Consider the following 24,004-nt stretch of genomic DNA (forward strand, 5'->3'; position numbering starts at 1 on the left):
GTACGGGCCCGCGGTCAGGTGGAATCACCCAGCAGTCCGGTCAGCCGCTCCAGGCCGCCCTTGATGAGCCGCCCATATTCGTCGTCGCCCAGCGCGCCGATCTCGGCCCGCGCCAGCTCCAGGTGCTCGCGGGCGCGATCAAGGTCGCCCAGCTTGCGGTAGCACTCGCTCACGTTGAGGTGCAGCGACGGATACAGGCCGGCCACCGAAAGCGTCACGCCGGCCTGCGCCACCCGATCGTCGGTGACCAGGCCGACGGCGGCAAGCGCTCGCAGATCCCACGCCAGCTCCTCGTGCACGTCGTCCTGCACGTCGGCCATCGCGTGGGCGAGGACGCAGACATGCAGCGGGTCGCCTTCCTCGCCACCGATGTCGTCCCAGATCTGGGCGAAGAGGTCGCGAGCGGCATCCCGCTGGCCTCGGTGGTGATGCAGCTCCACCCCCTGGCCGATCCGGGTGATCGTCGGGTCGGTGATCATGAGTAGCCCCTTCGCCGGCGCGGCAGCCGGGGCCAGCCTACCTGCCTGACGCGGCGGACGATCTTCAAGCCGCTGACCAGGGATCGCCGCCGGTCGGCAGGGCGGGCATCAGGGCGGGCATCAGGGCGATCGTCGCGATCCTGTGCCGTTGACCACCGGCAGCGAGATCGAGGTGCCGGCCAGGTCGATGGTGACCGTGGCCCCGGTGCCGGGTTCGGCGTCGGTGCCGGTGCCGTTGCCGCTCTCGTCGAGGTTGAAGTCGTCGTTTGCTCCGGTCAGCACCAGGCCCAGCCGGTGCCCGGCCTTGAACTCGTAGTCCTGCGGCAGCAACTTCCAGGTGATCTGGTACGGCTTACCCGGCGTCAGCGGTGTCGAGCGGCTCAGCGACCTGTGGTTCTGCGCGTCCAGGATTCCTCGGGTGACCACGTTGAAGCCGGAGGTCGCCGTGTTGTCGCCGGCCCTGAGGTAGCAGCCGTCGTCATCGGCCGTGCTCTCGCCCACGCAGTCCTCGCCGCCGATGAACTTGAGGCCCTGCGCGGCCGTCAGGGTGCTCTCGCGGTAGTTGATGCGGGTGTCGGTGCCGTAGTCGACGAGCAGGACGCCCAGGTTGGCGGTCGGCTTGTCGAGCTTGAGACGCAGGCTCGCCGACGGTGTGCCGGACAGCCGCATCGCGGTCTTCAGCGGCGGGGTCAGGAAGGCCAGCCGGTTGGGGTGGGTGACGCCGGGATTGTCGGCCATCGCGACCTCGGTCCGGGCGGCGTCGATGTAGCTGCCGGTTCCGGTCGAGGGCTTACCGCCCAGGGAGCCGTCCCGCTGCGGCCGCAGGGTCGTCGTGCGTGCCGGTGCCGGCCACTCGGCCTGGGTGATCCACCGGTCCGGGCCGAGCTGCACGTCAACGCGCGGCTGCCGCATGATGTCGTTGGCGACGCCCATCAGCTCGTGGTCGAACCACTGGTGCAGGGTGTCCAGCCACACCTCGCGGCGGGCCCAGAACGGGTCGAGATGCCCGTACTGCGTCACCCACGCCTTGCGCTGCACGTTACGGGGCAGCCCGGCCCACCACTCGGAGAACTGGCTGCCGACCACGTTGCGGTCCTGCATGCCCATCACCGCGAAGACGCTGGCGCGGATGTTGCGCGCCTTCGAGATCGGCCCGTTCCGGTAGTTGCGCTCGTGCCAGTAGGCGTTGTAGTTGCCGGTGGCGTCGTCGGAGCCTTCGAGCAGCTGCTCGCGCACCGCCGCGCATTTCTCGTCCGGGTCCTTGTCGACCCGCCTGGACTGCCAGGCCGCCGCGCCCTTGAACCAGATGATGGTGCCGTTGTTGCGCGAGTTCTCGTATCCGCTGGTGTAGCCGGCGAGGTTCACGATCGTCGCCAGCCCCGGCACCCCGGTGCCGGCCACGCCGACGCCGAGCGCTCCTTCGTAGGAGTGGCCGATCATCCCGGTACGTCCGGTGGTCCAGGTGGCTGCGACCGGCTCGCCCTGGTCGTCGTACGCGGTCGCGCGGCCGTTCAGCCAGTCGACGACCGCCTTGCCGCCCAGCACGTCGGCGGCGCCGTAGGAGGTCGGGCAGCCGTCGGACAACCTGGTGCCGATCATGTCCACGGACACGAACGCGTACCCGCGCGGCACGAAGTAGTTGTCGAAATACATCGGGAACTTCGTCACGTTCCCGTGCGCGTCGTACGTCTTCTTCTCGATCTCGTAGCCGACCCCCGGATCATCGTAGTAGGGGCTTTCCTGCATGATCACTGGAACCTTGAGCCCGGAACCGGACTCCTTCGGCCGGATGATGTCCACCCGGACCAGGTCCTTCTTGCCATCGCCGTCGCTGTCCACCGGCGACTCCACCCGGACGTGCTCGCGGATGGCGTCCTGGTAGGAGAAGGCGGGCTGCGTGACCCCGCCGGAGACCTCGATCCTCGGCTCCGCGGTCGCGGACGCGGCGGGAGCACCGGCGACCACGAGCGGGGCCGCGAGTGTGACTGCGGCGAGGAGCCCTCGCCGTTTCCAACGGGACATGCGTCCTCCATCTGGGTCGATTACTGCTGAAAGCGGGATTCGCGGCGCATGCGGAGGCGGTGGCGAGCACGCCGGCGGGCAGCGGCGAGCTCACCACGGTGCGAGCAAAAGTGCGGCGAAGGGGTGCGAGCGAAGGGGTGCGGGTGCGGCCCGACAGGTCACAGTGCTGTCAGCGGCGTGGCCGGCGAAGTCGTCAAGGGCCGGACCGGAGCACGATCTCGCGGAGGGGGGCGGGCGACCCTGCCGGGTCACCGGCCGGCGGTCACACGTCCCAGGTGACCGGGAGGCTCTTGACGCCGTAGATGTCGGCGGTCTCCGGGCGCAGGCTGACCTCTTCGGCCGGTACGGCCAGGCGCAGCGTGGGGAAGCGGTCGAGCAGGGCGGGGAAGGCGACCCGCATCTCGACCCGGGCCAGCTGCTGGCCCAGGCACTGGTGGATGCCGTGGCCGAAGGCCAGGTGGCCGCCGTCCTGCCGGGCGAGGTCGAGCACGTGGGGGTCGGTGAAGCGCTCGGGGTCGCGGTTGGCCGTGTGGTAGGACAGGAAGATCATCGAACCGGCCTTGATGGTGTGGCCACCCAGCTCGACGTCTTCCAGCGCCGTGCGCATGGACGTCTTGGCGACGGTCAGATACCGCATCAGCTCCTCGACCGCCTTGTCGGTGAGCGCCGGGTCGGCGCGCAGGGCGGCCAGCTGCGCCGGGTTCTGCAGCAGGGCGAAGGTGCCCAGGGCCAGCATGTTCGCGGTGGTGTCGAACCCGGCCGACAGCAGGATCAGGGCCATCCCCCGCAGCTCCTCATCGGTGAACTCGCCGTCGATGAGATCGCTGAGCAGGTCGTCCGTGGGGTTGGCCCGCTTGGCGGCCACCAGCTCGGCGAGGTATTCCTGGGTCGCGGTGTAGGCCGCGATCAGCTCCTCGTCGCCGACCTCGCCGCCGAGGAACTTGTCGATGTTGTCCTGGAAGGAACCCCGGTCCTCGTACGGCACCCCCAGCAGCTCGCAGATCACGATGGCGGGTACGGGCTTGGCGAACGCGGTCACCAGATCCGCCGACGGCCCGGCCTGCTCCATGGCGTCCAGGTGCTCGGCGGTGATCTGCTCGACCCGCTCGGTGAGCAGCCGCATCCGCCGGACGGTGAACGTGCCCACCAGCGGCTTGCGATAGCGGCTGTGCTGCGGGTCGTCCATCAGCAGGAACTCGCCGGGCGGCGCCGGAGGGACCTCGAAGTCGCCGAGGTCCATCAGCGGGTGGTGACGCATGAGCTCCTTGCGGGAGCTGAACCGCGGGTCGGCCAGGATCGACCGGATCAGGTCGTAGCCGGTGACCATCCAGCCCTCGTGCCCGTCGGGGAACGGGAAGCGGCTGATCGGTCCGTGCTCGCGGGCCTCGGTCAGCTCCTTGGGCGGATCGAAGGGGCAGCCGGGCTGACGCGCGGTCGGCAGCGCGGTGAAGGTGTGCTCCATGACCATTCCTCTCTACTCACGGGATTACGTGCTCGCCGAAGCTCTGAAAGCTCAGCCGGCGGCCCGGCTCAGGAAATCTTGCGGCGGTAGGTGTTCATGGCGAAGGCGTAGGCGACGACGAGGATGCCGACGCACCAGGCCAGGGCGATCCAGATGTCGGTGCCGACGGGCTGCTCGGCGAACAGGTTGCGGATGGCGTTGACGATGGAGGTGACCGGCTGGTTCTCGGCGAAGAAGCGGACCGGGCCGGGCATGGTGGCGGTGGGTACGAAGGCCGAGCTGAGGAAGGGCAGGAAGATGAGCGGGTAGGAGAACGCGCTCGCGCCTTCCATCGTCTTGGCTGTCAGGCCGGGGATGATCGCGATCCAGGTCAGCGCCAGGGTGAACAGGACCAGGACGCCGGCGACGGAGAGCCACGCCATCACTCCGGCGCTCGTGCGGAAGCCCATGAGCAGGGCGACGAGCACGACGACGACGAGCGAGATCAGGTTGGCGATCAGCGAGGTCAGCACGTGCGCCCACAGCACCGACGAGCGCGCGGTCGGCATGGACTGGAAGCGTTCGAAGATGCCGCTCTTCATGTCCATGAACAGCCGGAACGCGGTGTAGGCGATGCCGGAGGCGACGGTGATGAGCAGGATGCCGGGCAGCATGTAGTTCACGTACGAGTCCGACCCGGTCTGGATCGCGCCGCCGAAGACGTAGACGAACATCAGCATCATGGCGATCGGCATGATCGTGGTGGTGATGATGGTGTCCGCGCTGCGGGTGATGTGGCGCAGGGATCGCCCTAAGAGGACGGCGGTGTCGCCGAAGAAGTGCTTGGTCATGATGGTTCCTTACTTGCCTGCTGGGACGCGGTGATTGCCGGCGTCGCCGTCTGTGCCGTTGTCGCCGACGAGGGTGAGGAAGACGTCTTCGAGGGTCGGCTGCTTCTCGACGTACTCGACCTTGGCCGGCGGGAGCAGCTGCTTGAGCTCGGCCAGCGTGCCGTTGACGATGATCCGGCCCTGGTGCAGGATCGCGATCCGGTCGGCGAGCTGCTCGGCCTCGTCCAGGTACTGGGTGGTGAGCAGCACCGTCGTGCCCCGGTCGGCGAGCTCCTTGACGGTCTGCCACACCTCGATGCGCGCCTGGGGGTCGAGTCCGGTGGTGGGCTCGTCGAGGAAGATGACCGCCGGATTGCCGATGAGGCTCATCGCGATGTCGAGGCGGCGGCGCATGCCGCCCGAATACGTCGATGCCTTGCGCGCGCCGGCGTCGGTCAGCGAGAACCGTTCGAGCAGATCGTCGGCGACCTTGCCGGGGTCCTTGAGGTGCCGCAGCCGGGCGACCAGCACCAGGTTCTCCCGCCCGCTGAGGATCTCATCGACGGCGGCGAACTGCCCGGTAAGGCTGATCGACTCCCGTACGTCCGCCGCCTGCGTGGCGACGTCCAGGCCGTTGACGCGGGCCGTGCCCGCGTCGGCCTTGAGCAGCGTGGACAGGATCTTCACCACCGTGGTCTTGCCCGCTCCGTTCGAGCCGAGCAGGGCGAAGATGCTGCCCCGCGCCACGGTGAAGTCCACGCCGCGCAGCACCTGCAGATCCTTGTACGACTTCTCCAGGCCCTGCACCTGGATCGCCTGGGCGTGCTGGGTCGTCATCAGACCCTCCTGTCTCTCGTGGTGTCCTCACCGGCGGCGCGCTCGACGGCGCTGGTGAGCCGGTCCCGCTCCCGGCGGATGTAGCTCCCTCTGGAGTAGCTCTGGATGAACGCCTCGACGAACTCCACCGGGTCCTCGCCGAAGATCTCGCGGATCGGGGTACCGTCCGCCGCGCCGCGCTCGAACAGGTCGGCCAGGTCCTCGAACATCGACGCTGCGTCGGCGCCGTCTCCCGGCCCGAAGTGCATCAGGTAGCGCTCCATCGCTTCGACCGCCACCCGGTAGTTCTCCGGAAGCGCCTTGATCCGCGCCTTGTACTGCCGCCAGCGCTTCTTGTCCTCCAGCGGCCCGGTGACCACCTCCAGGTACTGCCGGGCGCGGCTCTTCGGCTCACTCGACTCTGCGGCCATGGCTACTTGCCTCCTTCGCGAAGCTTTCCGAGCCGTTCCGCGAGGAAGCTCCAGGTCATCCAGAACTCTTCGAGATAGTCCCGTCCCTGCACGTTCAGGGAGTACACCTTGCGCGGCGGCCCCTTCTCGGACGGGACCTTCTCCACGTCTACGAGACCGCGCCGCTCGATCCTGACCAGCAGCGCATAGACCGTGCCCTCGGCGATGTCGGAAAAGCCCCGATCGCGGAGCCACGCCGTGATCTCGTAGCCGTACGCGGGCCGGGCGGACAGGATCGCGAGGACGATGCCCTCCAGCGTTCCCTTGAGCATCTCCGTCACCAGCTTGCCCACGGAACACCTCCCTTCAGCTACTAAGCATTGCTGATTACCGGTAAACAGTAACACTGACTACCGGTATCTAGCAACACTTAATAGCTGGGGCGCAAACCAGGACGGACTACCCCGGCGTCACGGCGTGGCGGGCTCCTCCTCCAGCCTGACCGTGCCGGCCGCACCGTCGACGGTGATCAGCTGGCCCGTCCTGATCTCCCTGGTCGCGTCGCGGACGCAGATGACGGCGGGGATGCCGTACTCGCGGGCGACCGTCGGTCCATGGGCCATCGGGGATCCGGTCTCGGTGACCAGCCCGCCGGCGGTCATGAACAGCGGGGTCCAGCCGGGGTCGGTCGTCGGCGCGATGAGGATGTCTCCCGGCTCGATGTGGGCGTTCGCCGGGCTGAGCACGACGCGGGCCCGGCCGGTGACCTGCCCCGGAGCGCCGGCCAGACCGGTGAGCGTCCCCTCGGTGGCCGGTGGTGCGGGCAGCGCCGCCTCCACGTCGGTGCCGTCGGACAGCAGCAGCCCGGGGACGTTCCTGCGGCGCATCTCGCGGCGGTAGGACTGCCTGCGCTCGGCGACGAGCCCGCGCAGGTCGGTGCCGTCCAGGGCCTGCTGGACCTCGGACACGTACAGGAACATGATGTCGCCGGCCTCGTCCAGCAGCCCGCGCTCGACAAGTGCGGCGCCGATGATGAGCATCTGGCGGCGTATCTCCACGAGCGGGATCAGCCACACGAACTTCGGCAGCTCCCGCAGCCCGGCGAGCTGCCGGGCGCGGCGCATGAAGAACCCGGCCAGGGCCGCGCGGATCGGGCGGCGGCGGCGCGCACGCCGTACCAGCTCGTCGATCTTCGCCTCGGCCTCGCGCCTGGCCCGCTCGAACCGGCGGTCGGGGGCCTGCTCGGGGTCCGTGACCCGCAGGTAGTTCGCGATCGTCGAGAAGACCGGCGCCGGGTCGTCCGCCCAGTGCGGGACGCCGAGGTCGATCTCGGCCACGCCGCGATGGCCGTACTTGTCGAGGAAGGCCCCCAGGCCGATGTCGGGAAGCTCCCCGGCCCGGTAGCGTCCGGCCAGCTCCTCCGCCGGGGTGTTCAGGAACAGGTCGCGGTGCGGGCGCGCGTTGACCGCGACCTGCCACAGCTCCAGGTCCATGTCGGTCGTGACGTTGTACGGCAGGCCGCGCGTGGTCGACTCCACCTCCTCCTGCGTGGCCACGCCCTTGAGCAGGCCGACCGGGATCTGGCGGCACATGATGCCGGCGAAGAGCGGCCCCATGGCCTGGTTGAGCTCCTTGGCGAACAGCGGGCGCTGGACCTCCTCGGCGAACCGCAGCCGCTGAACGGGGGTGAGGTCGCCCGCCGGCGGCGTGCTCGTCCGCCGCGCCAGGTCGATGAGGCCGAAGGTACGCGTGCGCGCCGCCTCCGGCCTGATCAGGGCGCCGACGATCCCGGTGGCGATGGTCGGCCCCAGGCGCGTGGCCACCTTCGTCACGGTGCTGAGCCGGTACGGCCGGCCCGGGACCGGCGCGAAGCGGGGATCCTCCAGCACCTTGGCCAGCGCCGTGCTGACCCGGGGCCCGTAGATCTCCATGCCGGCCGGCAGCCGTTGACGGATCTTCTTGTTGCGCGCGAACGGGGTGAGATCGACGTAGAAGTGGCCGTCGACGTCCACCATCATCTGCTTGACCTTGTCCTGGACGTTCCGCATCCTCATGGACTCCAGCCACTGCTCGGTGACCAGGAGCAGCGCGGACATCCCCATCGGCGTGGCCGGGTGGAGCAGCCCCTGCATGTGCCCGATCTCCAGGTAGACCCGCGGCTGCGGCAGGCCGCGCCCGGGCGGCAGCGGGAACAGCGTCGTGATCGCCCTGGACTGCAGCAGCCACAGCGTGCCGTCATGGTCGAAGGCGAACTCGATGTCCTGCGGCGAGCCGAAGTGCTCCTCCAGCCGCCGTCCCGCCGCGCCGAGCTCGTCGAGCTGCGCCTGGCTGAGGCAGCCGTGGTCGTGGCGGGTCCCGTCGAGCACGTAGTGGTCGGTGTCGGTGGAGCCGTCGACGACGGCGGTCCCCAGCCCGGGGGTGGCGTCCACGACGCCTTCCCCGCGCGTGCCGGTGATCGGGTTGGCGGTGAACAGCACCCCGGCCGCCTGCGGCTCGACCATGCGCTGGACGACGACCGCCATGGCGATCGCCGACTCGTCGATGTGGTGCGCGGCGCGGTAGGCGATCGCCCGCTCGGTGTTGAGCGACTCCCAGCACTTGCGGATGGCTTCCAGGAGCTCGTCGGTCCCGGCGACCTCCAGGAAGGTGTCCTGCTGGCCGGCGAAGCTCGCCTCGGGCAGGTCCTCGGCGGTGGCGCTGGATCGTACGGCGACGGGCCCCTTCCCGAGGCGTTCGTAGGCGTCGGCGACCTCTCGATCGGGGATGCCTCCCGCGCGGAAGGCCTCGGTCGTGAGGCAGAAACCGTCCGGCACCCGCTCCCCGGCTCTGATCATCTCGCCCAGCCCGGCGGCCTTCCCACCGACGAGCTCGATCATGCCGGCGTCGACGTCAGCCAGACCGATCACGTTCATCCCTGATTCTCCTTGCTGCCTTCGCGTAGATCTCCATGGCCTGGATCAGCACGATCCGGTCGTCGTCGGTGACGTGGCGCCAGAGCTCCGCCTGGGTCTCCACCCGCAGCCGGTCGATCCGTTGCAGGAGCGCCTCACCCCGCCCGGTGAGGCGGACCCGCCGTACCCGCCGGTCGCGCTCGTCCTCTTCCCTGGCCACGAGGCCGCGCCGTACCAGCCGGTCGACGATGCGGCTCGTCCGTGAGTCCGACCGGCCGATGAGCGCGGCGAGCTCGCGCACGGTGGGGTCCTCGCCGCGGTCGAGTAACCGCAGCATCGTGCCGTCGAGCAGGGACAGATCGTCGTCCTCGTGCATCCGGACCAGGCTGGGCAGCAGGTCGCTCTGCATCGAACGGATCAGTTCGAGCAGGTGGTCCCAGGAGATGTCATCGATTTCCATTGCCACATCGCATTGATTGCCAATCCGCAGCTAATCGTTGTATAGGCGACTATCGCGCGACAAGAGCCGGTGGCGTCAAGAAGGCGTCAAGACGCCCGCCCCCCTCGGGGGCCGCGCACCGTCGAGCGTCCCGGCCGCCACTTCAGCCCCTCAACCTCTCCCGGAAACGGCACAAGTAAGGCTCTATAAGCACACTGATCCACTTTTTCTCCGAAACCCAACCAGAGGCATTAAGTGTCGCTTTCGGGGATATGTCGACACGGCATTATGGAAGGCGCTGACACATCCGGTCCTTTCCGGGACACATTCAGTGCGGGCCGTATCGCGGGCGTGCCGCTCCCCGCCCCTGGCCTGGCGACCGTCCTGTGAAGTGACCGCCGATGCCGGGGCTTTACTCTGCCTTGCATGGCTCGTACCCGTCTTTACCGTCACGGAGTGCTGGAGGCCGAGGGCTTCCCTGTGTCCGATGTGTCAGATTTCGTGGCCGATCCGGGCTGCGCCATCTGGTTCGACCTGTGCTCCCCCAGCCCTGCGGACCTCAACGTGATCAGCGAGGAGCTCGGCCTGCACGCGCTCGCCGTGGAGGACGTGCTGCACGACCGCCAGCGTCCCAAGCTGGACGTCTATGACAGCCACCTCTTCCTGACCGTGTACGGCGAACGGCTCGACCCCGACACGGGACAGCTGGACTCCACCGAGATCAACATCTTCGTCACCCGCACCGCCCTGGTCACCGTGCGCGAGAACGACCAGTTCGACATCGACGAGGTGGTCAAACGCTGGGACGCCAGCCGGGACCTGGCCAAGCACGGCGTCGGCTTCCTCCTGCACGGCCTGCTGGACGTCGTCGTGGACGGCCATTTCGAGGTCATCCAGGCGCTGGACGACCAGATCGAGACCCTCGAAGGCGATCTGTTCGGCGAGCAGCCCAGCCGCGAGATGCAGCGCCACACCTTCGCCCTGCGCAAGAGCCTGGTCCAGTTCCGCCGTGGCGTCCTGCCCATGCGCGAAGTGATCAACAGCCTGCTCCGCCGCGACCTGCACGTGGTCGAGCCGCCCATGGCCCCCTACTACCAGGACGTCTACGACCACGTGCTCCGCGTGACTGAATGGACCGACTCCCTGCGCGACCTGGTCAGCAACATCCGCGAGACCCACCTGAGCCAGCAGGGCTACCGGCTCAACACCATCATGAAGAAGCTGACGAGCTGGGCCGCGATCATCGCCATCCCCACCATGATCACCGGCTTCTACGGCCAGAACGTGCCCTATCCCGGCGCGGATCAGCCGATCGGGTTCTGGACCTCCAGCATCGTCATCGTCACCGCCTCCCTCGGCCTCTACCTCGCCTTCCGCAAACGCGACTGGCTCTGAGGCGTTCCAGGACGGTGAGCGCCGGCATCGCCGGCGAAGATCGCCCTAGCCGCGGGCGTGCCGGGTCAGACCGCCCAGCCAGCGGTCGACCTCGCTGGGCCAGTCGGTGCGCAGCGCCTCCGCATGAGTCATCTGGAAGCGTCCGACGGCCCCGCCGGACCAGTGGCGGCCGGCATGCCCGTTCACCGTCAAGACCACGTCCAATCCGGACGGGCTCGGGACGAACGCCAGCTCGACCTCGTGTATCGAGCCCGCATAACGGGTCGGGGGATAGAACTCGATCCCCTGGTAGAACGGCAGATCCTGGCGCACACCCGCGAGCCCGCCGGCCCGCAGGACAGCGGACACGAAGTGGAAACCGAGCTGGGCGAACGCGTGCAGCACGCGCTGCTGGGAGGGCAGCGGCCGGACGGCGACCATGTCCAGATCGCCCTGCTCCACCACCATGGCGGCGCTGACCACTTCGGTGCGGACGCCCAAGGCCAGGCCGGCCAGGTGCCGGCCGCCGATCTCGCTGATCGGGGTCTCCCACGGCACCGCGACCTGGAACGCGATCGTACGGTCCTGTCCCTGCCCGAGCGTGGACGGGCCGGAGACCTCGGCGTGCGCGAGCTCCACGAGCCCGCTCTGCTCCCCGCCTTCCCTCCGCGCCGGCTCCACCCGCGCGACCAGCCCGAGGCCGATCCGCTCGACGCGGGCGTCGTGATCGCCGCCCTTCAGGCGTACTTCACCGGACAGCGTGCCCCCAGGCTGCGTCCGTGACATGGCCAGGAGAGTGCCCACCGAGGGCCCGCCGTCGCCGAAGGCACCGAGCATCCGTTTGAAGACCACGGTGGTTTCCCTGCTTCACCTGGATCAGCCGCTTGTTCAGCTGAACGACCGAGCCTGGGGCTGGGTTCCGATGAGCCGGGCCGACCGTCAGCACGGCAGCGCCGGCCCACCCGCCATGAGCTACCCTGTGAACAAAAAACTAATCTGTTCATATGGAAACATCATGCCTCCAGCATTCTCACCGGAGGAGCGGTCGCGGATCATCGAGCGGTTGCTCGACACCGCCACCCGGCTCTTCGCGGCCCAGGGCCTGCGCAAGACCTCCCTGGAAGAGCTGACCGCTCCCGCGGGGATCGCCAAGTCCTCGCTCTACGCCTTCTTCGCCTCCAAGGAGGACCTCTACTTCGAGGCGATGCTGCGCCAGAGCGAGCAGGTGCGACAGCGGGTGATCGACGAGGGGCTCAACCGCGGCACCGACACCCGCGACGCCCTGCGCCGCTTCCTGCGCGCCACGGTCGCCGAGCTCGACACCAACCCGCTCTACCGGCGGCTGATGTCCCATCCTCAGGAGATGGCCGCGGTCGCCGCCAGGCTCACCCCCGAACGCATGGCCGCGGCCTCGGGCGGCCCCATGGCCGACCTGCTCCAGTTCCTCGGCACCCGGCTGGACGGCGACCCCCAGGTGCTGCTCGGCGTGCTGCGCGCGGTCCTGCTCACCCCGCTGCACGCCGAACATCTGGGGGCCGACGTCTACCCGGCCGTGATGGACCGCCTGATCGACGCCGTCACAGAAGGGCTCACCTCATGATGAACGACCTTCCACACCTGTCGGCCGGCGCCGGCCCGCCCCTGGTCGTCCTGCTCTACACCCCGCGAGCGGCCAACCCGACGGGCCTGGCCCGCTGGTCGACGATGCGGATGGTGCGACCGTTCACCCAGCACTTCACCGTCCACATCGTCAACCGCCCGCCCGGCCTGCCACCGACCACGACGATGGCGGACCTCGCCACCGTGTACGCGCGAGGGATCACGAGCGCCTTCGACGGCCCGGTGAACGTGCTGGCCATCTCCACCGGCGGATCCATCGCCCTCCAGCTCGCCGCCGACCATCCCGACCTGGTCGACCGCCTGGTCCTGGGCGGCACGGCCGCCACCCTCGGCCCGGCCGGCAGGCGAGCCCAGCGCGCCTACATGGAACGCGCGCGGCAGGGCAAGCGGCCGAGCCCGGCGCTGGCCGAGATCGTCACGGAATCGGCCGTCGGCCGCCGGCTGGTCAAAGGGCTGCTCTGGCTGTCGGACAGCGGCCACGAGGACCACACCGACGCCGTCACCGTGCTCCAGGCCGAGGACGGCTTCGACCTGCGCGGGCGGCTGGCCGACATCAAGGCGGCCACCCTGCTGATCCAGGGCGGCAAGGATCTCGTCTACCCGCTGGACCTGGCCAGACAGACGGTCGAGGGGATCCCCGACGCCCAGCTCGTCGTCTACCCGGACCGCGGGCACAGCGGCACGTTCACCGACAAGCGCTTCGCCCCCGACGCGCTGGCCTTCCTGACAGACAGCTGAGCGACACCGATCACCGCGCTACCCGACCCTGTCTGATTCGATGAAGTTCTAATTTGACATATCTCTAAGTTGTGCGGCATCCTGCCAGACGAGCGTACTTAGACAGACTTCAAAACAGCGCGTGGCACAGGCCCACGTGCACCAGCGAGGAGATGCGCCATGAGCGGATGCTGCGGTCCTACCGCCGTCGAGCTGGAGCCCAGCACGCAGGCCGCACGGCCTGACGAGCTGCCCATCGTGGTGATCGGCGCCGGCCCGGTCGGGCTGGCCGCGGCCGCCCACCTGGCCGGACGCGGTCTCGACTTCGTGGTGCTGGAAGCGGGTGAGCAGGCGGGCGCGTCGGTGGCCAGATGGGGCCACGTACGGGTGTTCAGCCCGTGGAAGTACAACATCGACTCCGCGGCCCGCCGCCTGCTGGAAGCCGACGGCTGGAGCGCCCCGGACGCCGAGTGGCTGCCGACCGGCGCCGAGCTGATCGATGACTACCTGGCCCCGCTGGCCAAGCTGTTCGGTGACCGGATCCGCCTGGGCGCGAAGGTGAGCGCGATCAGCAGGCTCGGCTACGACCGGGTCCGCACCGCCGGGCGTGAGGCGGCGCCGTTCCTGATCCGTCTGGCCGACGGCAGCGAGCTGCACGCCCGCGCGGTCATCGACGCCTCCGGCACCTACGCCACCCCGAGCACGCTCGGCGCGAGCGGCCTGCCCGCCCGCGGCGAGAGCGACGCGGCAGACCTGGTCGACCACGCGCTGCCCGACGTGCTCGGCGCCGACCGCGACCGCTACGCGGGCAGGCACGTCCTGGTCGTCGGCGCCGGTCACTCGGCCGCCACCACCCTGCTCGCCCTCGCCCAGCTGGAGGACACCCCGATCACCTGGGCCATCCGCGCCGGCGACGCCGGCCGCGCCTACGGCGGCGGCGAGGCCGACGCGCTGCCCGCCCGCGGCGCGCTCGGCACCCGCCTGCACGCCCACGTCACCACCGGCCGCATCCGCCTGGTGACCGGCTTCTTCACCCACGCCATCGAGCGCGACGGCGATCAGGTACGGGTGATCAGCCGCGACCCGTCCGGCGCCGAGCAGACCATCACCGCCGAGCGCATCGTGGCCGCCACCGGCTACCGGCCCGACCACGCCATCGCCGGTGAGCTGCGCCTCGACCTCGATGCGGTCCTCGGCTCCACCCGCGCGCTGGCACCGCTGATCGACCCCAACGCGCACTCCTGCGGCACCGTCCCGCCGCACGGGGCCGACGAGCTGGCCCACCCCGAGCCCGGCTACTACGCGGTGGGGGTCAAGAGTTACGGCCGCGCCCCCACGTTCCTGCTGGCCACCGGCTACGAGCAGGCCCGCTCGGTCGTCGCCGCCCTGGCCGGCGACTGGGAGGCCGCCCGGGACGTGCGGCTGGACCTGCCCGAGACCGGGGTGTGCTCCTCCAGCCTGGCCGAGGCCCAGGAGCAGCGGGTGGGCCTGGCCACCGGGATCAGCGGCGGCCTGCTGGGCACCCCGCTGCCGCTGGCGACCGCCGGGGCCGCGCAGGGCGGCGGCTGCTGCGGCTGACCCCCGTTCGAGGAGGCACGTCACACTCGCCGCACAACGGGCGGGGCCGCGCCTGGACGGGACCCACCGACCGGCAGGTCCCGTCCACCGGCCCGCCTCATCGCCGCCGGGTCGCTGATCGGCTACCACCGCCTATCATTTAGACAGGCATCGAACCACCACGCCCGGTCCGGAGGCTCCCGCATGACCGCCACCACCCTGCCCCTCGTCCCGAACAGCAAGGGCACGCAGGACGCGGCGTGCTGCGCGCCGATCGCCCGCCAGCCGCTCGGCGAAAGCGAGGCGACCGAGCTGGCCGTGCTGCTCAAGGCCGTGGCCGACCCGGTCCGGCTACGGCTGCTGTCCATGATCGGCTCCCATGCCGGCGGCGAAGCCTGCGTCTGCGATCTGACCGACGCCTTCGACCTGACCGCTCCCACCATCAGCCACCACCTGAAGGTGCTGCGCACCGCCGGGCTGATCGACGGCGAACGACGCGGCACCTGGGTCTACTACTGGATCATCCCCCAGCAGGTGACCCGGCTCGGGGCGCTGTTCACGCCACTGGCGCGATCGGCCCGCGCCTGACCTCGCAACCGCGAGCGGGCTGGGCGGCAGTGCCGGCGGGTCAGACGTGCGGACTGCGGCGTTCGATGAAGATCACATCGCGCCAGACACCGTGATGCCGGCCGATGCGCTCGCGCGTGCCCACCACCCGGAAGCCGAGGGATCGGTGCAGTACCAGGCTGGCGGTGTTCTCCGGGAAGATCGCGGACTGGATCGTCCAGACGCCCGCGTCCTCGCCGGCGGCGACGAATGCCGAGAGCAGGTCGCGGCCGATGCCCTGCGCCTGGCAGCCCGGATGGACGTAGATGCTGTGCTCGATCACCCCGGCGTACACGGGCCTGGCGGACACCGGGGAGCCCGCGACCCAGCCGACGACGTGGCCGGTCGATGCGTCGACGGCCACGTAGCGCAGGTGCGCCAGCTTGGCCGCGTCGAAGTCTGCCCAGCTCGGCGCGGTGGTCTCGAAGCTGGCCTGGCCGGTGTCCAGCCCGGCCTGATAGATGTCCAGGACCTGATCGGCATCGCCCGCACGCATCGGCCGGATCTCCAGGGCGGGGCCGGCGGACGGCTTGGCGGCCTGGACGATCGCCGAGTGCACGCCGTCGCCGTGGTCCGCGGTCAACGTGATGCGCACGCCGACGAACCCGGCCGCCGCCAGCAGCTCGCGGTACCCGGCCACCGGCAGCACCCCGGCCACGCAGCCGATGCGCTCCTCGACCGCGGCCCGGCGGGTCACGTCCAGCGCGCCGTCGGCCACGACGTCGCTGACGCCGAACCGGCCGCCCGGACGCAACACCCGGAACGCCTCCGCCAGCACCCCGGCCTTGTCATCAGACAGGTTGATCACGCAGTTGGAGATGACCACATCCACCGACCGGTCCGGCAGCGGCACCTTCTCGATCGTGCCGTGCAGGAACTCGGCGTTCGGCACGCCCGCCTGTGCCGCGTTGCGCCGGGCCAGCTCCAGCATGTCGGCGCTGGCGTCCAGCCCGTACGCCGTGCCGTGCGGGCCGACCCGGCGGGCCGACAGCAACACGTCGATGCCGCCGCCCGAGCCCAGGTCGAGCACGGTCTGGCCGGCGCGCAACTCGGCGGCCGCCACGGGGTTGCCGCATCCCAGGCTGGCCCGCACCACCCCTTCGGGCAGCGAGGCCGCGTCCTCGTCGTAGCCGGCGACGCCGAAGCACTCCTGGCCGAAGGACTCCGGATCGCAGTCGGTGACCGTCTCGCCCGTCAGCGCCGCCCTGGCCAGGCTGGAGTAGTGATCGATGATCTCGTCGTGTGCCATGGCGATGCTCCTCAGCCGCAGGTGGGCGTTGCCGGGACGGGGTTGCCCATCACCACGTCGGCGGCGGTGGGAAAGCAGCTCACGCAGTTGTCGTTGATCCGGTAGAAGCTCGCGGTGCCGCGCTTGTCCACCAGCACGAACCGCACCTCGGCCAGGATCTTCAGGTGGTGGGAGACGGTGGACTGGCCCACCCCGGACGCGGCCACGATCTCGCCCACGCTCATCGGCACGCGCCGCCGGGCCAGCAGCGACACGATCTGGATGCGCGTCGCGTCCGCCAGCGCCTTGAACCAGCCGGCGTACTCTTCGGCCTCCGCCCGCGGCAGCGGCCCCTCTTCACTCTTCATCGTTAATCGACGATAGTCGATGAAGATGGACAAAGATAGAGCTCCTCCGGGATTCCCGCCGGTTGGTAGGTCGCCTCACTGACGATCTTCGTGATCGCCGGCCGGCGTCACCATCTGGGCACGCGCCTCCTCGACCTGGCGCATGACGCGTTCCGCCCCGCACGACTCGGCGGTGGCGTACGCCTCCTCCGCCAGCGCCAGCGCGTCGCCATGACGGCCCTGTGCGGCGGCGATGTAGATCAGCCCGACCTGGTTGGCCGCGGCCCCGGCCGACAGCCCGAGCTCCCGGCGCACCCGCAGCGATTCCTCCAACCGCTCCCGCGCGGCATCCAACCGGCCCGCGAAATGGTCCGCGATTCCCAGATGCCGAAGCGCCTCGGCCTGCGTACGCCGGTCTCCGGCCCGCGTGGCCAGGTGGTATGCCTGCTCGAGAAGGGGAACGGCGGTCCCGGCGTCACCACGTACGACCTGGTGAAAGCAGCCCACCCAGAACAGCGACTCGGCTTCGCCCGTCGCGTCGCCGAGCATCCGGTACAGCTGCGTCGCGCGCTCGAACAAGGTCAGCTCGAGCGGATCTTCGCGCCCCCCTTCCAGAAAGCGCCCGTGCAGGATGCGGCCCCGAGCCATCGCCAGGTCGGCCTCGACCTGGTCCAGCTCCCGGTCCGCTTCCGCCAGCGCACCGGCATCGCCGGTGAAGATGGTGCGCTCGTACAAGAGCCTGGTGTGCTCGATACGTCCGTCAACCGCCATCCCGCTCACCCCGTCCCAGTCCTCCTCGGTGCGGACATGGTACGCAGGCGATCTTGACGAGAGCGAGCCCAGCGAACCTGCCCTCCGGGACCATCCACCTGGCCACTCCCTGACCTGCCCGCCGGCAGCCTGCGACGTGGTCGCGCATCGTCTCCTGGCAGCCGGCCCTCCCGCTGGTAACCGTCCGAGCCCAGGCGGCCTACGGGCGGCCGAGCGCCGCCGCGCCCGACGAGTTCCCGGCACCCGCAGCGGGCCGGGTGCGGACGCCGACGACGATGACCAGCGCGCCCGCTCCGCCGGCCAGCCACCGGGACGGACCCCGGGTCAGGACCGCCAGGCCGAACGAGGTGAGGATCGCCAGCGCCATCGCGGTCTGCATGACCGGCTCGTTGACCTCCATCATCGCGGTGTGGAAGGTCAGCCGCACCGGCAGCGCGACCGTGTGGAAGGTGGGGATCACGTTGGCGGCGCCGTATCCGAACGCCCCCGCCAGCAATCCGGTCGCCAGCAGGGCGAACCCTGGACATATCTGACCGCCGGAGCGGCCTTCTGGGCGGCTGTCATGACTCGAGATCGTCCTCCGGGCCGTGCCGCCCGGTCGTCCCGCAGGGGGAGCTGCCAGACGTACGACGCCGGGATGAGGATCGGCCGATCTACGACCACGGGAGTAGTACATCGATTGGTGTAGCCGGGTACTCCGATGGCGCAGGCTCAGGTGACGCGTTGAGGCTGATGTGCCCGGCCGTCACCGAAACCTACCGTTGGGGGCTATGAGCAAGAAGTTCTCTTTGACTGGTTTCGCAATCGCTATCCTTTCTTTCGTGATGTCCGACGTGGTCAACCGGGGATACGACCCGATGGACGAGACGATCAGCAGGTACGTCAACCTCCCGTACGGATGGCTGGTGACCATCGGCCTGCTGGGGTTCGCCGTCGGGACCGCGGCCCTGGCCAGCTCGGCCGCGGACCGCGGATGGGGCGGAGGGCTGCTGTGGGTGTGGGCCGGCTGCGCCCTGGTCACGGCGATCTTCCCGGCCGATCCGCCCGGCAACTGGGCCAACCCGTCGCTGTCGGAGAGTGTGCACGGGGTGGCCGCCTGGGTGGGGCTGCTCGCGCTGGCGATCGCGATCGTCGGGCTGACCAGGCGCTGGCGGCGCGAGCCCGCGTGGGCGTCGAAGGCGCGGGGGCTGACCGTGCTGGCCTGGGCGTCGTCGGCGGCGTTCGTGCTGTTCGCGGTGGCGATGGCGGACGCGATGGCGTTCACGCACACGGCCCCGCTGGGCCTGGCCGAGCGGGTCCTGCTCGGCCTGAACGTGCTCTGGCTCGCCCTGGCCGCCACCGGCCCGTCCAAGACCCGCTTCATGACGGCGGGCTCGAAGGGCAACGTGACGACAGGCTCGAAGGGCAACGTGACAACGGGCTCGGAGGGCCACGTGACGGCGGGCGACAGAGCGTGAGCGCAGGCACGATCAGGCCGCGCCGGGCCCTGCTGGCGGACCTCATGCTGGCGTTGCTGACCGGCGTGGCCGTGGCCGCGGGCGCGACCGTGATGGGCGCGCCGCTGCTGTGGCACGGCGCGTTCGCCCTGGGCGTCCTCCTGGGAGGACTGCTGCTGGCCCGCAGACGCCGCCCACTTCTCGTCCTGGTCGTGTCCGCCGTCGTGCTCATCGGCTACCAGAGCTCCGGCCTGTTCGAGGGCGGCTGGATCTGGCCGCTGTCGGCCGCCCTGTTCACCGCCGCGCTGGCCCGGCCCGGGTGGGCGGCCGGCGTCGGCGCCCTCACGCTGGCGTACGGCCTGAGCCGGCAAGGGCTGGACACCCCGGAAGTGCTCGCCCGGGGCGGCGTCGAGCTGCTCTGGCTGGCCTTGGTGCTGGCCGCGGCGAGTGCCACGCGCCAGTACGGCCGGTGGCGGGCCGAGCACCGGGCCCGCCTCGCGCAGCTGGAGCAGACCCGGCTGGCCGAGCAACGCCTGCACATCTCCCGGGAGGTTCACGACGTGGTCGCCCACACCCTGGCCGTCGTCGGCGTTCACCTGAACGTCGCCGTCGCCGCCCTGGACGATTCACCCGAAGAGGCACAGGCCGCCCTGCGCACCGCGATCGACGTGCGCAACCAGGCCATGAGGGACCTCAAGGCGTTCGTGGGCGAGCTCCGCGACACCCCGCAGCAGGGCGTGGAGTCCATCGCCGACCTGGTCGCACAGGCTCGGGCCGCCGGGCTGGAGGTGCGCTACGAACCGGAGGGCGACCTCGCCGCCGTCCCGGCGGCCCAGGCCCTCACCGCGTACCGAGTCGTCCAGGAGGCCGTGATCAACACCCTGCGCCACTCCGACGCCGACAACCTCACGATCCAGGTGCAGGCCGGAGCCCGGGACCTGGTGGTGCGGGTCGCCGATGACGGGAACACGACGGCGGGCTACACCGCGGGGCACGGCCTGACCGGGATGCGCGAGCGTGTCACGGTCATCGGGGGAACGCTGGACATTGACGCCGACGCCGGCGGCTTCGCCGTACGGGCCGTCCTGCCTCTGACGGCGCACATGAGCGGCCTGGCGTCATGACCATCAGCGTGCTGCTCGTCGACGATCAGGCCCTCGTACGGGCGGGCTTCCGCGCCCTGCTCGCCCGCGCCAAAACCCTGGCCGTCGTCGGCGAGGCCGCCACGGGCGAGGAGGCGATAGACCAGGCAATCCGGCTACGGCCGGACGTCGTGCTGATGGACATCAGGATGCCGGGAATGCACGGCATCGACGCCACCCGCCACATCCTGTCCCAGTTGCCGGCGACCAAAGTGATCATCCTGACGACGTTCGACACCGACGAGAACGTCTTCGACGCCCTGCGGGCGGGCGCGAGCGGCTTCCTCACCAAGGAGGTCGATCTGGCCGAGCTGCGCCGGGCGGTCGAGGTCGTGGCGGCGGGCGAGGCCCTGCTGTCACCGAGCGTCACCCGCCGCGTCGTCGAGCGCTTCGCCCACCGCCCGCGGCCCGCGGCGACGCTGCACGCGCTGACGACGCGAGAGAGCGAGGTGGTCCGGCTGGTGGCGACGGGCCTGTCCAACGACGAGATCGCCGCCGCACTGGTGATCAGCCCGCTGACCGTGAAGACCCACATCACCAGGGCCATCACCAAACTGGGCGTTCGGGACCGCGTGCAGCTGGTCATCCTCGCCTACGAGCACGGCCTCGTCAGCCCGGCCCCCACCGACACCTGAGCGGGCTCGCGGCTCCTCGGCGACGAGCTCGGGAGCGGGCCAAATCCACGCGCGAACAATTGTGAGAATTCCGGTAAGTGTGCCGGCTCTCCCAGGCGTGTAGAGGGTGTGGAGCAACTGGAGTTCGAGGAGTTCTACCGGGACAGCAGGGACGCGTGCCTGCGTGCCGTAGTGGTCGGCACCGGGAACCCGCACCTCGCCGAGGACCTGGTCGCCGAGGCGTACGCGCAGGCGTGGAGCGCCTGGCGCAAGGTGCGGACGCATCCCGCCCCGCGCGCCTGGGTCGTGCGCACCGCGCTCAACACCCACGTCTCGTGGTGGCGAAGACGCCGCCGCGAGATCGCCCTGGCCGACCAGGACGCCGAAGGACGCCAGCAGGCGCAGGGCATCGACCCTGCGCTGACGGCCGCCCTGCGGCGCCTGCCCAGGCGGCAGCGGGAGGTGGTGGCGCTGCGGGTCTTCCTCGACCTGGACACCGAGACCACCGCCAGAACCCTCGGCATCGCTCCAGGGACCGTCACCGCACACCTGGCGCGGGCCGTCGCCACGCTGCGCACCGACCTCGCCATCGCCATCACCCAGGAGGGCCAATCATGAACGACGTCTTCGACACCATGAGGGAGTCGATGGAGGGCGTGCACATGCACACCCCCGTCGAGCGGATCGTCGCGGCAGGCCGGGCGCGCCGCCGCAGGAAAGTCACGGCGATCGCGGCGGGGGTCGCCGTGGCCGGAGGGCTGTCGCTGGCCGTCGCGACCGGCGGTCCGCAGGTCAACGCGCCTCCCGCGGGCGTGCACGTCCAGCTCGCCGCCTTCTCCGTCAACAGCAACGCCGACGGTACGGTCACCGTCGAGCTCACCAAGGAGCAGACTCTCGACCCGGCGGCCCTGGAGAGCACCTTGGCTCAGGCGGGCATCCCTGCCGACATCCGGATCAACGAGTTCTGCCAGTCCCCGGCCGACATCCCGGGCTTCGAGAAGGTCATGTACAGCAGCAAGGAGGAGAACGGGCGCGTAATGATCACCTTCGATCCGTCGGCCATGCCCGCCGGCACGAAGATCATCGCTGGGATCAGGACGCCCGACTACCTGCCGGACAGCCCGAGCAAGCTGGGCGCCGTCTTCGGCCTGGCCTACGCCGGCGACACCCTCCGGTGCAGCACTGAGCTCCCCAGGTAGATCCGGCGAGGAAGTTTCCGGGGTGTCCGGGACAGTCGGGCCGTACGCGCCTCACCCGCCGCCCGCCGCGGCGGCGGGTGGTGGTGGTGGTGGTGGCGCATCCTGTTCGAGGCGCCAGGTTCTGTTGCCATTCGCCCGCAGCCGCCAGCTACCGACATCCGCCGCCGGCGGTCAGCGGGACGTGGCCGTCACGGACGCGCCTGGCTGTTGCGTCCGAGGCAGGACGGTGAAGCGCCGGGTCGAGACGGCGACGAGGAGTCCGAGCGCGGCGTAGGCGGCGCCGAGCAGGCTGGCGGCCGGCCATCCCATGGCGCTGTAGGCCCAGGTGGTGGTGATCGCTCCGAGCGCGGAGCCCAGGGAGTAGAAGGCCATGTAGGCGCCGATGACGCTGCTGCTCTGGCCGGGCCGGGCGGTGGTGAGCAGGTGCTGGCTGCTGACATGCACGGCTTGTACGGCGAAGTCCAGGACGATGACGCCGGCGATCAGCAGCCACAGCGACGACCCCGCCTGAGCGATCAGCAGCCACGAGGCCGCGAGCAGGGCCAGCGACCAGCCGGTGACCGAGGACGCCAGGCCCCGGTCGGCCCACCGGCCGGCCCGGGCCGCACCCAGCGCCCCCGTGAGACCGGCGAGTCCGAACAATCCGATCTCGGCAGTGCCGAGGTGCCACGGCGCGTCACCGAGCGGGAGCGCCAGTCCGCTCCACAGCGTGCCGAAGGAGGCGAACAGGAAGAACGCGACCAGTCCGCGGCTGAGGAAAAGCCGGTCGCCGACGACCAGACGCCCCAGCGATGACAGCACCTGCCCGTAGCGGGCCTGGGGCCGGCGGAGATCCGCGTCGAGGATGAACCGGGCGGCGAGCGCGAGCACCGCGCAAAGCCCAGCGAGTACGAGGTAGACCATGCGCCAGTCGGCCAGCTCGCCCAGCGTGCCCGCGACCACCCGTACCCCGAGGATCCCGATGACCACGCCCGAGGTGACCGCTCCGATGTTGCGGCCGCGCTCGCCGGCCGGTGAGACGGCGGCGACGTACGCCACCGTGACCTGGACGACCACGGCGAACAGCCCGGCCAGGACCAGACCCGCGATCGCGACGCCCCCGCTGGGCGCGGCGGCGGCCACCCCCGCGCCCACCGCCGTGAGCAGCAGGTGCACCGTGATGAGCCGGCGGCGGTCGAACAGGTCACCGAGCGGTACCAGCAGCACCAGCCCCGCGAGATAGCCGATCTGGCCGGCGGCGACCAGCCACCCCAGCGCTCCTTCCCCCAGCCCGAGATCCTCACCCGCCGCCTCCAGGACCGGCTGGATGCCGTAGATGGTCGACACCGCCACCGCGCACACCACCGCGAGCACGGCCCGCTGCCTTCCCGTCAAACCTGACGACATATCACCCTCCAATAAGTTGCAAAATGCAACTCATCGGAGGTTAGGGCATACTGGTTTCAGATTGCAACTCATCGCGGAGGGGGCCAGTGGACGTCACACTCGCGGCAGGCGGCGCTTGGACCGACCCGGCCTGCCCGGTCGCACGGACCGTCGACCTGATAGGCGACCGGTGGAGCCTGCTGATCATCCGTGACGCGATGGACGGGTCCACCACCTTCACCGAGTTCCACCAGCAGCTGGGGATCGCCCGCAACATCCTCACCGACCGGCTCCGCAAGCTCGTCGAGCACGGCATCCTCGACAAGGGGGCCGCCGACGACGGCAGGCGGCAGACGTACCGGCTCACCGAAGCCGGGCAGGACCTCTTCACGGCCGTCGTCGCCCTGCGCCAATGGGGCGAGCGCCACGCCTTCGCCCCGGACGAGCCGCACTCCGTTCTCGTCGACGACCAAGGGCGGGAGCTTCCCGAGCTCCACCCGCTCGGCCAGGACGGCACGCCGCTCTCCGTCGCGGCGTCACACGTCCGGAAAACCGCCTGAGCCCAGCCGCGACTGGCAGCCCTGGTATCAAGGGATCGATCGAGCGGTCGGCACGGCCGATCTGGCCTTCGACGCCATCCCGCCGGTCGCGCGAAAGCAGTACGTCAACGCGCTGCGCGTCGATCTGACGAACGAGCACG

Annotated in this window: 26 protein-coding genes; 11 read left to right on the top strand and 15 right to left on the bottom strand. The window is 70.2% G+C overall.

Annotation, left to right across the window (positions count from 1 at the left end):
• Positions 1–14 precede the first annotated feature (14 nt).
• The 9 genes from ETD85_RS17425 to ETD85_RS17465 form a co-directional block, all read right to left on the bottom strand.
• Positions 15–479, bottom strand: coding sequence for a hypothetical protein (locus tag ETD85_RS17425; protein ID WP_138690771.1), 465 nt, complete (start codon positions 477–479; stop codon positions 15–17).
• A 120-nt stretch (positions 480–599) separates the two neighbouring features.
• On the bottom strand, positions 600–2,501 hold the full coding sequence (locus tag ETD85_RS17430) for a CocE/NonD family hydrolase (protein WP_138690772.1): 1,902 nt from the start codon (positions 2,499–2,501) through the stop codon (positions 600–602).
• Positions 2,502–2,763: 262 nt separating this feature from the next.
• Positions 2,764–3,963, bottom strand: a complete 1,200-nt coding sequence (locus ETD85_RS17435) for a cytochrome P450 (RefSeq protein ID WP_138690773.1) — start codon at positions 3,961–3,963, stop codon at positions 2,764–2,766.
• 68 nt (positions 3,964–4,031) lie between these two features.
• A complete protein-coding gene (locus ETD85_RS17440; RefSeq protein WP_138690774.1) occupies positions 4,032–4,793 on the bottom strand; it encodes an ABC transporter permease in 762 nt (253 codons plus the stop codon).
• Positions 4,794–4,802: 9 nt separating this feature from the next.
• A complete protein-coding gene (locus ETD85_RS17445) occupies positions 4,803–5,609 on the bottom strand; it encodes an ABC transporter ATP-binding protein (RefSeq protein WP_138690775.1) in 807 nt (268 codons plus the stop codon).
• Complete coding sequence (locus ETD85_RS17450; RefSeq protein ID WP_138690776.1) at positions 5,609–6,019, bottom strand: DUF1048 domain-containing protein; 411 nt, start codon at positions 6,017–6,019, stop codon at positions 5,609–5,611. Before ETD85_RS17450 ends, ETD85_RS17445 begins: the two co-directional genes overlap by 1 nt.
• A gap of 2 nt (positions 6,020–6,021) precedes the next feature.
• Positions 6,022–6,351, bottom strand: coding sequence for a PadR family transcriptional regulator (locus ETD85_RS17455; protein ID WP_138690777.1), 330 nt, complete (start codon positions 6,349–6,351; stop codon positions 6,022–6,024).
• Positions 6,352–6,468: 117 nt separating this feature from the next.
• Positions 6,469–8,910 carry a PEP/pyruvate-binding domain-containing protein gene (locus tag ETD85_RS17460; RefSeq protein WP_138690778.1) on the bottom strand — a complete coding sequence of 814 codons (2,442 nt, stop codon included), beginning with the start codon at positions 8,908–8,910 and terminating at the stop codon, positions 6,469–6,471.
• On the bottom strand, positions 8,888–9,349 hold the full coding sequence (locus ETD85_RS17465; RefSeq protein ID WP_138690779.1) for a MarR family winged helix-turn-helix transcriptional regulator: 462 nt from the start codon (positions 9,347–9,349) through the stop codon (positions 8,888–8,890). Before ETD85_RS17465 ends, ETD85_RS17460 begins: the two co-directional genes overlap by 23 nt.
• A gap of 405 nt (positions 9,350–9,754) precedes the next feature.
• Here ETD85_RS17465 and ETD85_RS17470 point away from each other — a divergent pair, with 405 nt between their 5' ends.
• Positions 9,755–10,723, top strand: a complete 969-nt coding sequence (locus ETD85_RS17470) for a magnesium transporter CorA family protein (protein ID WP_138690780.1) — start codon at positions 9,755–9,757, stop codon at positions 10,721–10,723.
• A gap of 45 nt (positions 10,724–10,768) precedes the next feature.
• On the opposite strand, the gene ETD85_RS17475 is transcribed toward ETD85_RS17470, so the two are convergent.
• The gene (locus tag ETD85_RS17475) at positions 10,769–11,554 is read right to left on the bottom strand and encodes a sporulation protein (RefSeq protein WP_138690781.1); all 786 of its coding nucleotides are present in this window, start codon (positions 11,552–11,554) and stop codon (positions 10,769–10,771) included.
• 163 nt (positions 11,555–11,717) lie between these two features.
• Here ETD85_RS17475 and ETD85_RS17480 point away from each other — a divergent pair, with 163 nt between their 5' ends.
• The 4 genes from ETD85_RS17480 (at position 11,718) to ETD85_RS17495 (ending at position 15,184) form a co-directional block, all read left to right on the top strand.
• The gene (locus tag ETD85_RS17480) at positions 11,718–12,302 is read left to right on the top strand and encodes a TetR/AcrR family transcriptional regulator (protein WP_138690782.1); all 585 of its coding nucleotides are present in this window, start codon (positions 11,718–11,720) and stop codon (positions 12,300–12,302) included.
• Complete coding sequence (locus ETD85_RS17485) at positions 12,299–13,060, top strand: alpha/beta fold hydrolase (protein ID WP_138690783.1); 762 nt, start codon at positions 12,299–12,301, stop codon at positions 13,058–13,060. The genes ETD85_RS17480 and ETD85_RS17485 overlap by 4 nt, the downstream gene beginning before the upstream one ends.
• 159 nt (positions 13,061–13,219) lie before the next feature.
• On the top strand, positions 13,220–14,617 hold the full coding sequence (locus ETD85_RS17490; protein WP_138690784.1) for an FAD-dependent oxidoreductase: 1,398 nt from the start codon (positions 13,220–13,222) through the stop codon (positions 14,615–14,617).
• 183 nt (positions 14,618–14,800) lie between these two features.
• Positions 14,801–15,184, top strand: coding sequence for an ArsR/SmtB family transcription factor (locus tag ETD85_RS17495; protein ID WP_138690785.1), 384 nt, complete (start codon positions 14,801–14,803; stop codon positions 15,182–15,184).
• Positions 15,185–15,224: 40 nt separating this feature from the next.
• Here the strand turns inward: ETD85_RS17495 and ETD85_RS63145 are convergent, their stop codons facing one another.
• The 4 genes from ETD85_RS63145 to ETD85_RS17520 form a co-directional block, all read right to left on the bottom strand.
• Positions 15,225–16,451, bottom strand: a complete 1,227-nt coding sequence (locus tag ETD85_RS63145) for a GNAT family N-acetyltransferase (RefSeq protein ID WP_170246723.1) — start codon at positions 16,449–16,451, stop codon at positions 15,225–15,227.
• 11 nt (positions 16,452–16,462) lie between these two features.
• Positions 16,463–16,798 carry an ArsR/SmtB family transcription factor gene (locus ETD85_RS17510; protein WP_138690786.1) on the bottom strand — a complete coding sequence of 112 codons (336 nt, stop codon included), beginning with the start codon at positions 16,796–16,798 and terminating at the stop codon, positions 16,463–16,465.
• A 75-nt stretch (positions 16,799–16,873) separates the two neighbouring features.
• Positions 16,874–17,548, bottom strand: a complete 675-nt coding sequence (locus ETD85_RS17515; RefSeq protein WP_138690787.1) for a tetratricopeptide repeat protein — start codon at positions 17,546–17,548, stop codon at positions 16,874–16,876.
• 199 nt (positions 17,549–17,747) lie between these two features.
• Positions 17,748–18,008 carry a hypothetical protein gene (locus ETD85_RS17520; protein WP_138690788.1) on the bottom strand — a complete coding sequence of 87 codons (261 nt, stop codon included), beginning with the start codon at positions 18,006–18,008 and terminating at the stop codon, positions 17,748–17,750.
• A gap of 310 nt (positions 18,009–18,318) precedes the next feature.
• On the opposite strand from ETD85_RS17520, the gene ETD85_RS17525 reads away from it, so the two are divergent.
• The 5 genes from ETD85_RS17525 (at position 18,319) to ETD85_RS17545 (ending at position 21,939) form a co-directional block, all read left to right on the top strand.
• Entirely contained in the window at positions 18,319–19,005 is a 687-nt protein-coding gene (locus ETD85_RS17525; RefSeq protein WP_138690789.1) for a DUF998 domain-containing protein, read from the top strand.
• Positions 19,002–20,108: a sensor histidine kinase gene (locus ETD85_RS17530; RefSeq protein WP_138690790.1), complete on the top strand. Its 1,107-nt coding sequence runs from the start codon at positions 19,002–19,004 to the stop codon at positions 20,106–20,108. Before ETD85_RS17525 ends, ETD85_RS17530 begins: the two co-directional genes overlap by 4 nt.
• Positions 20,105–20,761, top strand: a complete 657-nt coding sequence (locus tag ETD85_RS17535; protein WP_138690791.1) for a response regulator transcription factor — start codon at positions 20,105–20,107, stop codon at positions 20,759–20,761. The genes ETD85_RS17530 and ETD85_RS17535 overlap by 4 nt, the downstream gene beginning before the upstream one ends.
• 108 nt (positions 20,762–20,869) lie before the next feature.
• Positions 20,870–21,358, top strand: coding sequence for a SigE family RNA polymerase sigma factor (locus ETD85_RS17540; protein WP_138690792.1), 489 nt, complete (start codon positions 20,870–20,872; stop codon positions 21,356–21,358).
• A complete protein-coding gene (locus ETD85_RS17545; RefSeq protein WP_138690793.1) occupies positions 21,355–21,939 on the top strand; it encodes a hypothetical protein in 585 nt (194 codons plus the stop codon). Before ETD85_RS17540 ends, ETD85_RS17545 begins: the two co-directional genes overlap by 4 nt.
• Before the next feature lie 171 nt (positions 21,940–22,110).
• Here ETD85_RS17545 and ETD85_RS17550 read toward each other — a convergent pair whose 3' ends face one another.
• The gene (locus tag ETD85_RS17550) at positions 22,111–23,325 is read right to left on the bottom strand and encodes an MFS transporter (protein WP_138690794.1); all 1,215 of its coding nucleotides are present in this window, start codon (positions 23,323–23,325) and stop codon (positions 22,111–22,113) included.
• 86 nt (positions 23,326–23,411) lie between these two features.
• Between ETD85_RS17550 and ETD85_RS17555 the strand changes: the two genes are divergently transcribed.
• Positions 23,412–23,864: a winged helix-turn-helix transcriptional regulator gene (locus ETD85_RS17555; RefSeq protein WP_138690795.1), complete on the top strand. Its 453-nt coding sequence runs from the start codon at positions 23,412–23,414 to the stop codon at positions 23,862–23,864.
• Positions 23,865–24,004 lie beyond the last annotated feature (140 nt).

This window comes from Nonomuraea zeae, from assembly GCF_005889725.1.
Taxonomy (GTDB): domain Bacteria; phylum Actinomycetota; class Actinomycetes; order Streptosporangiales; family Streptosporangiaceae; genus Nonomuraea; species Nonomuraea zeae.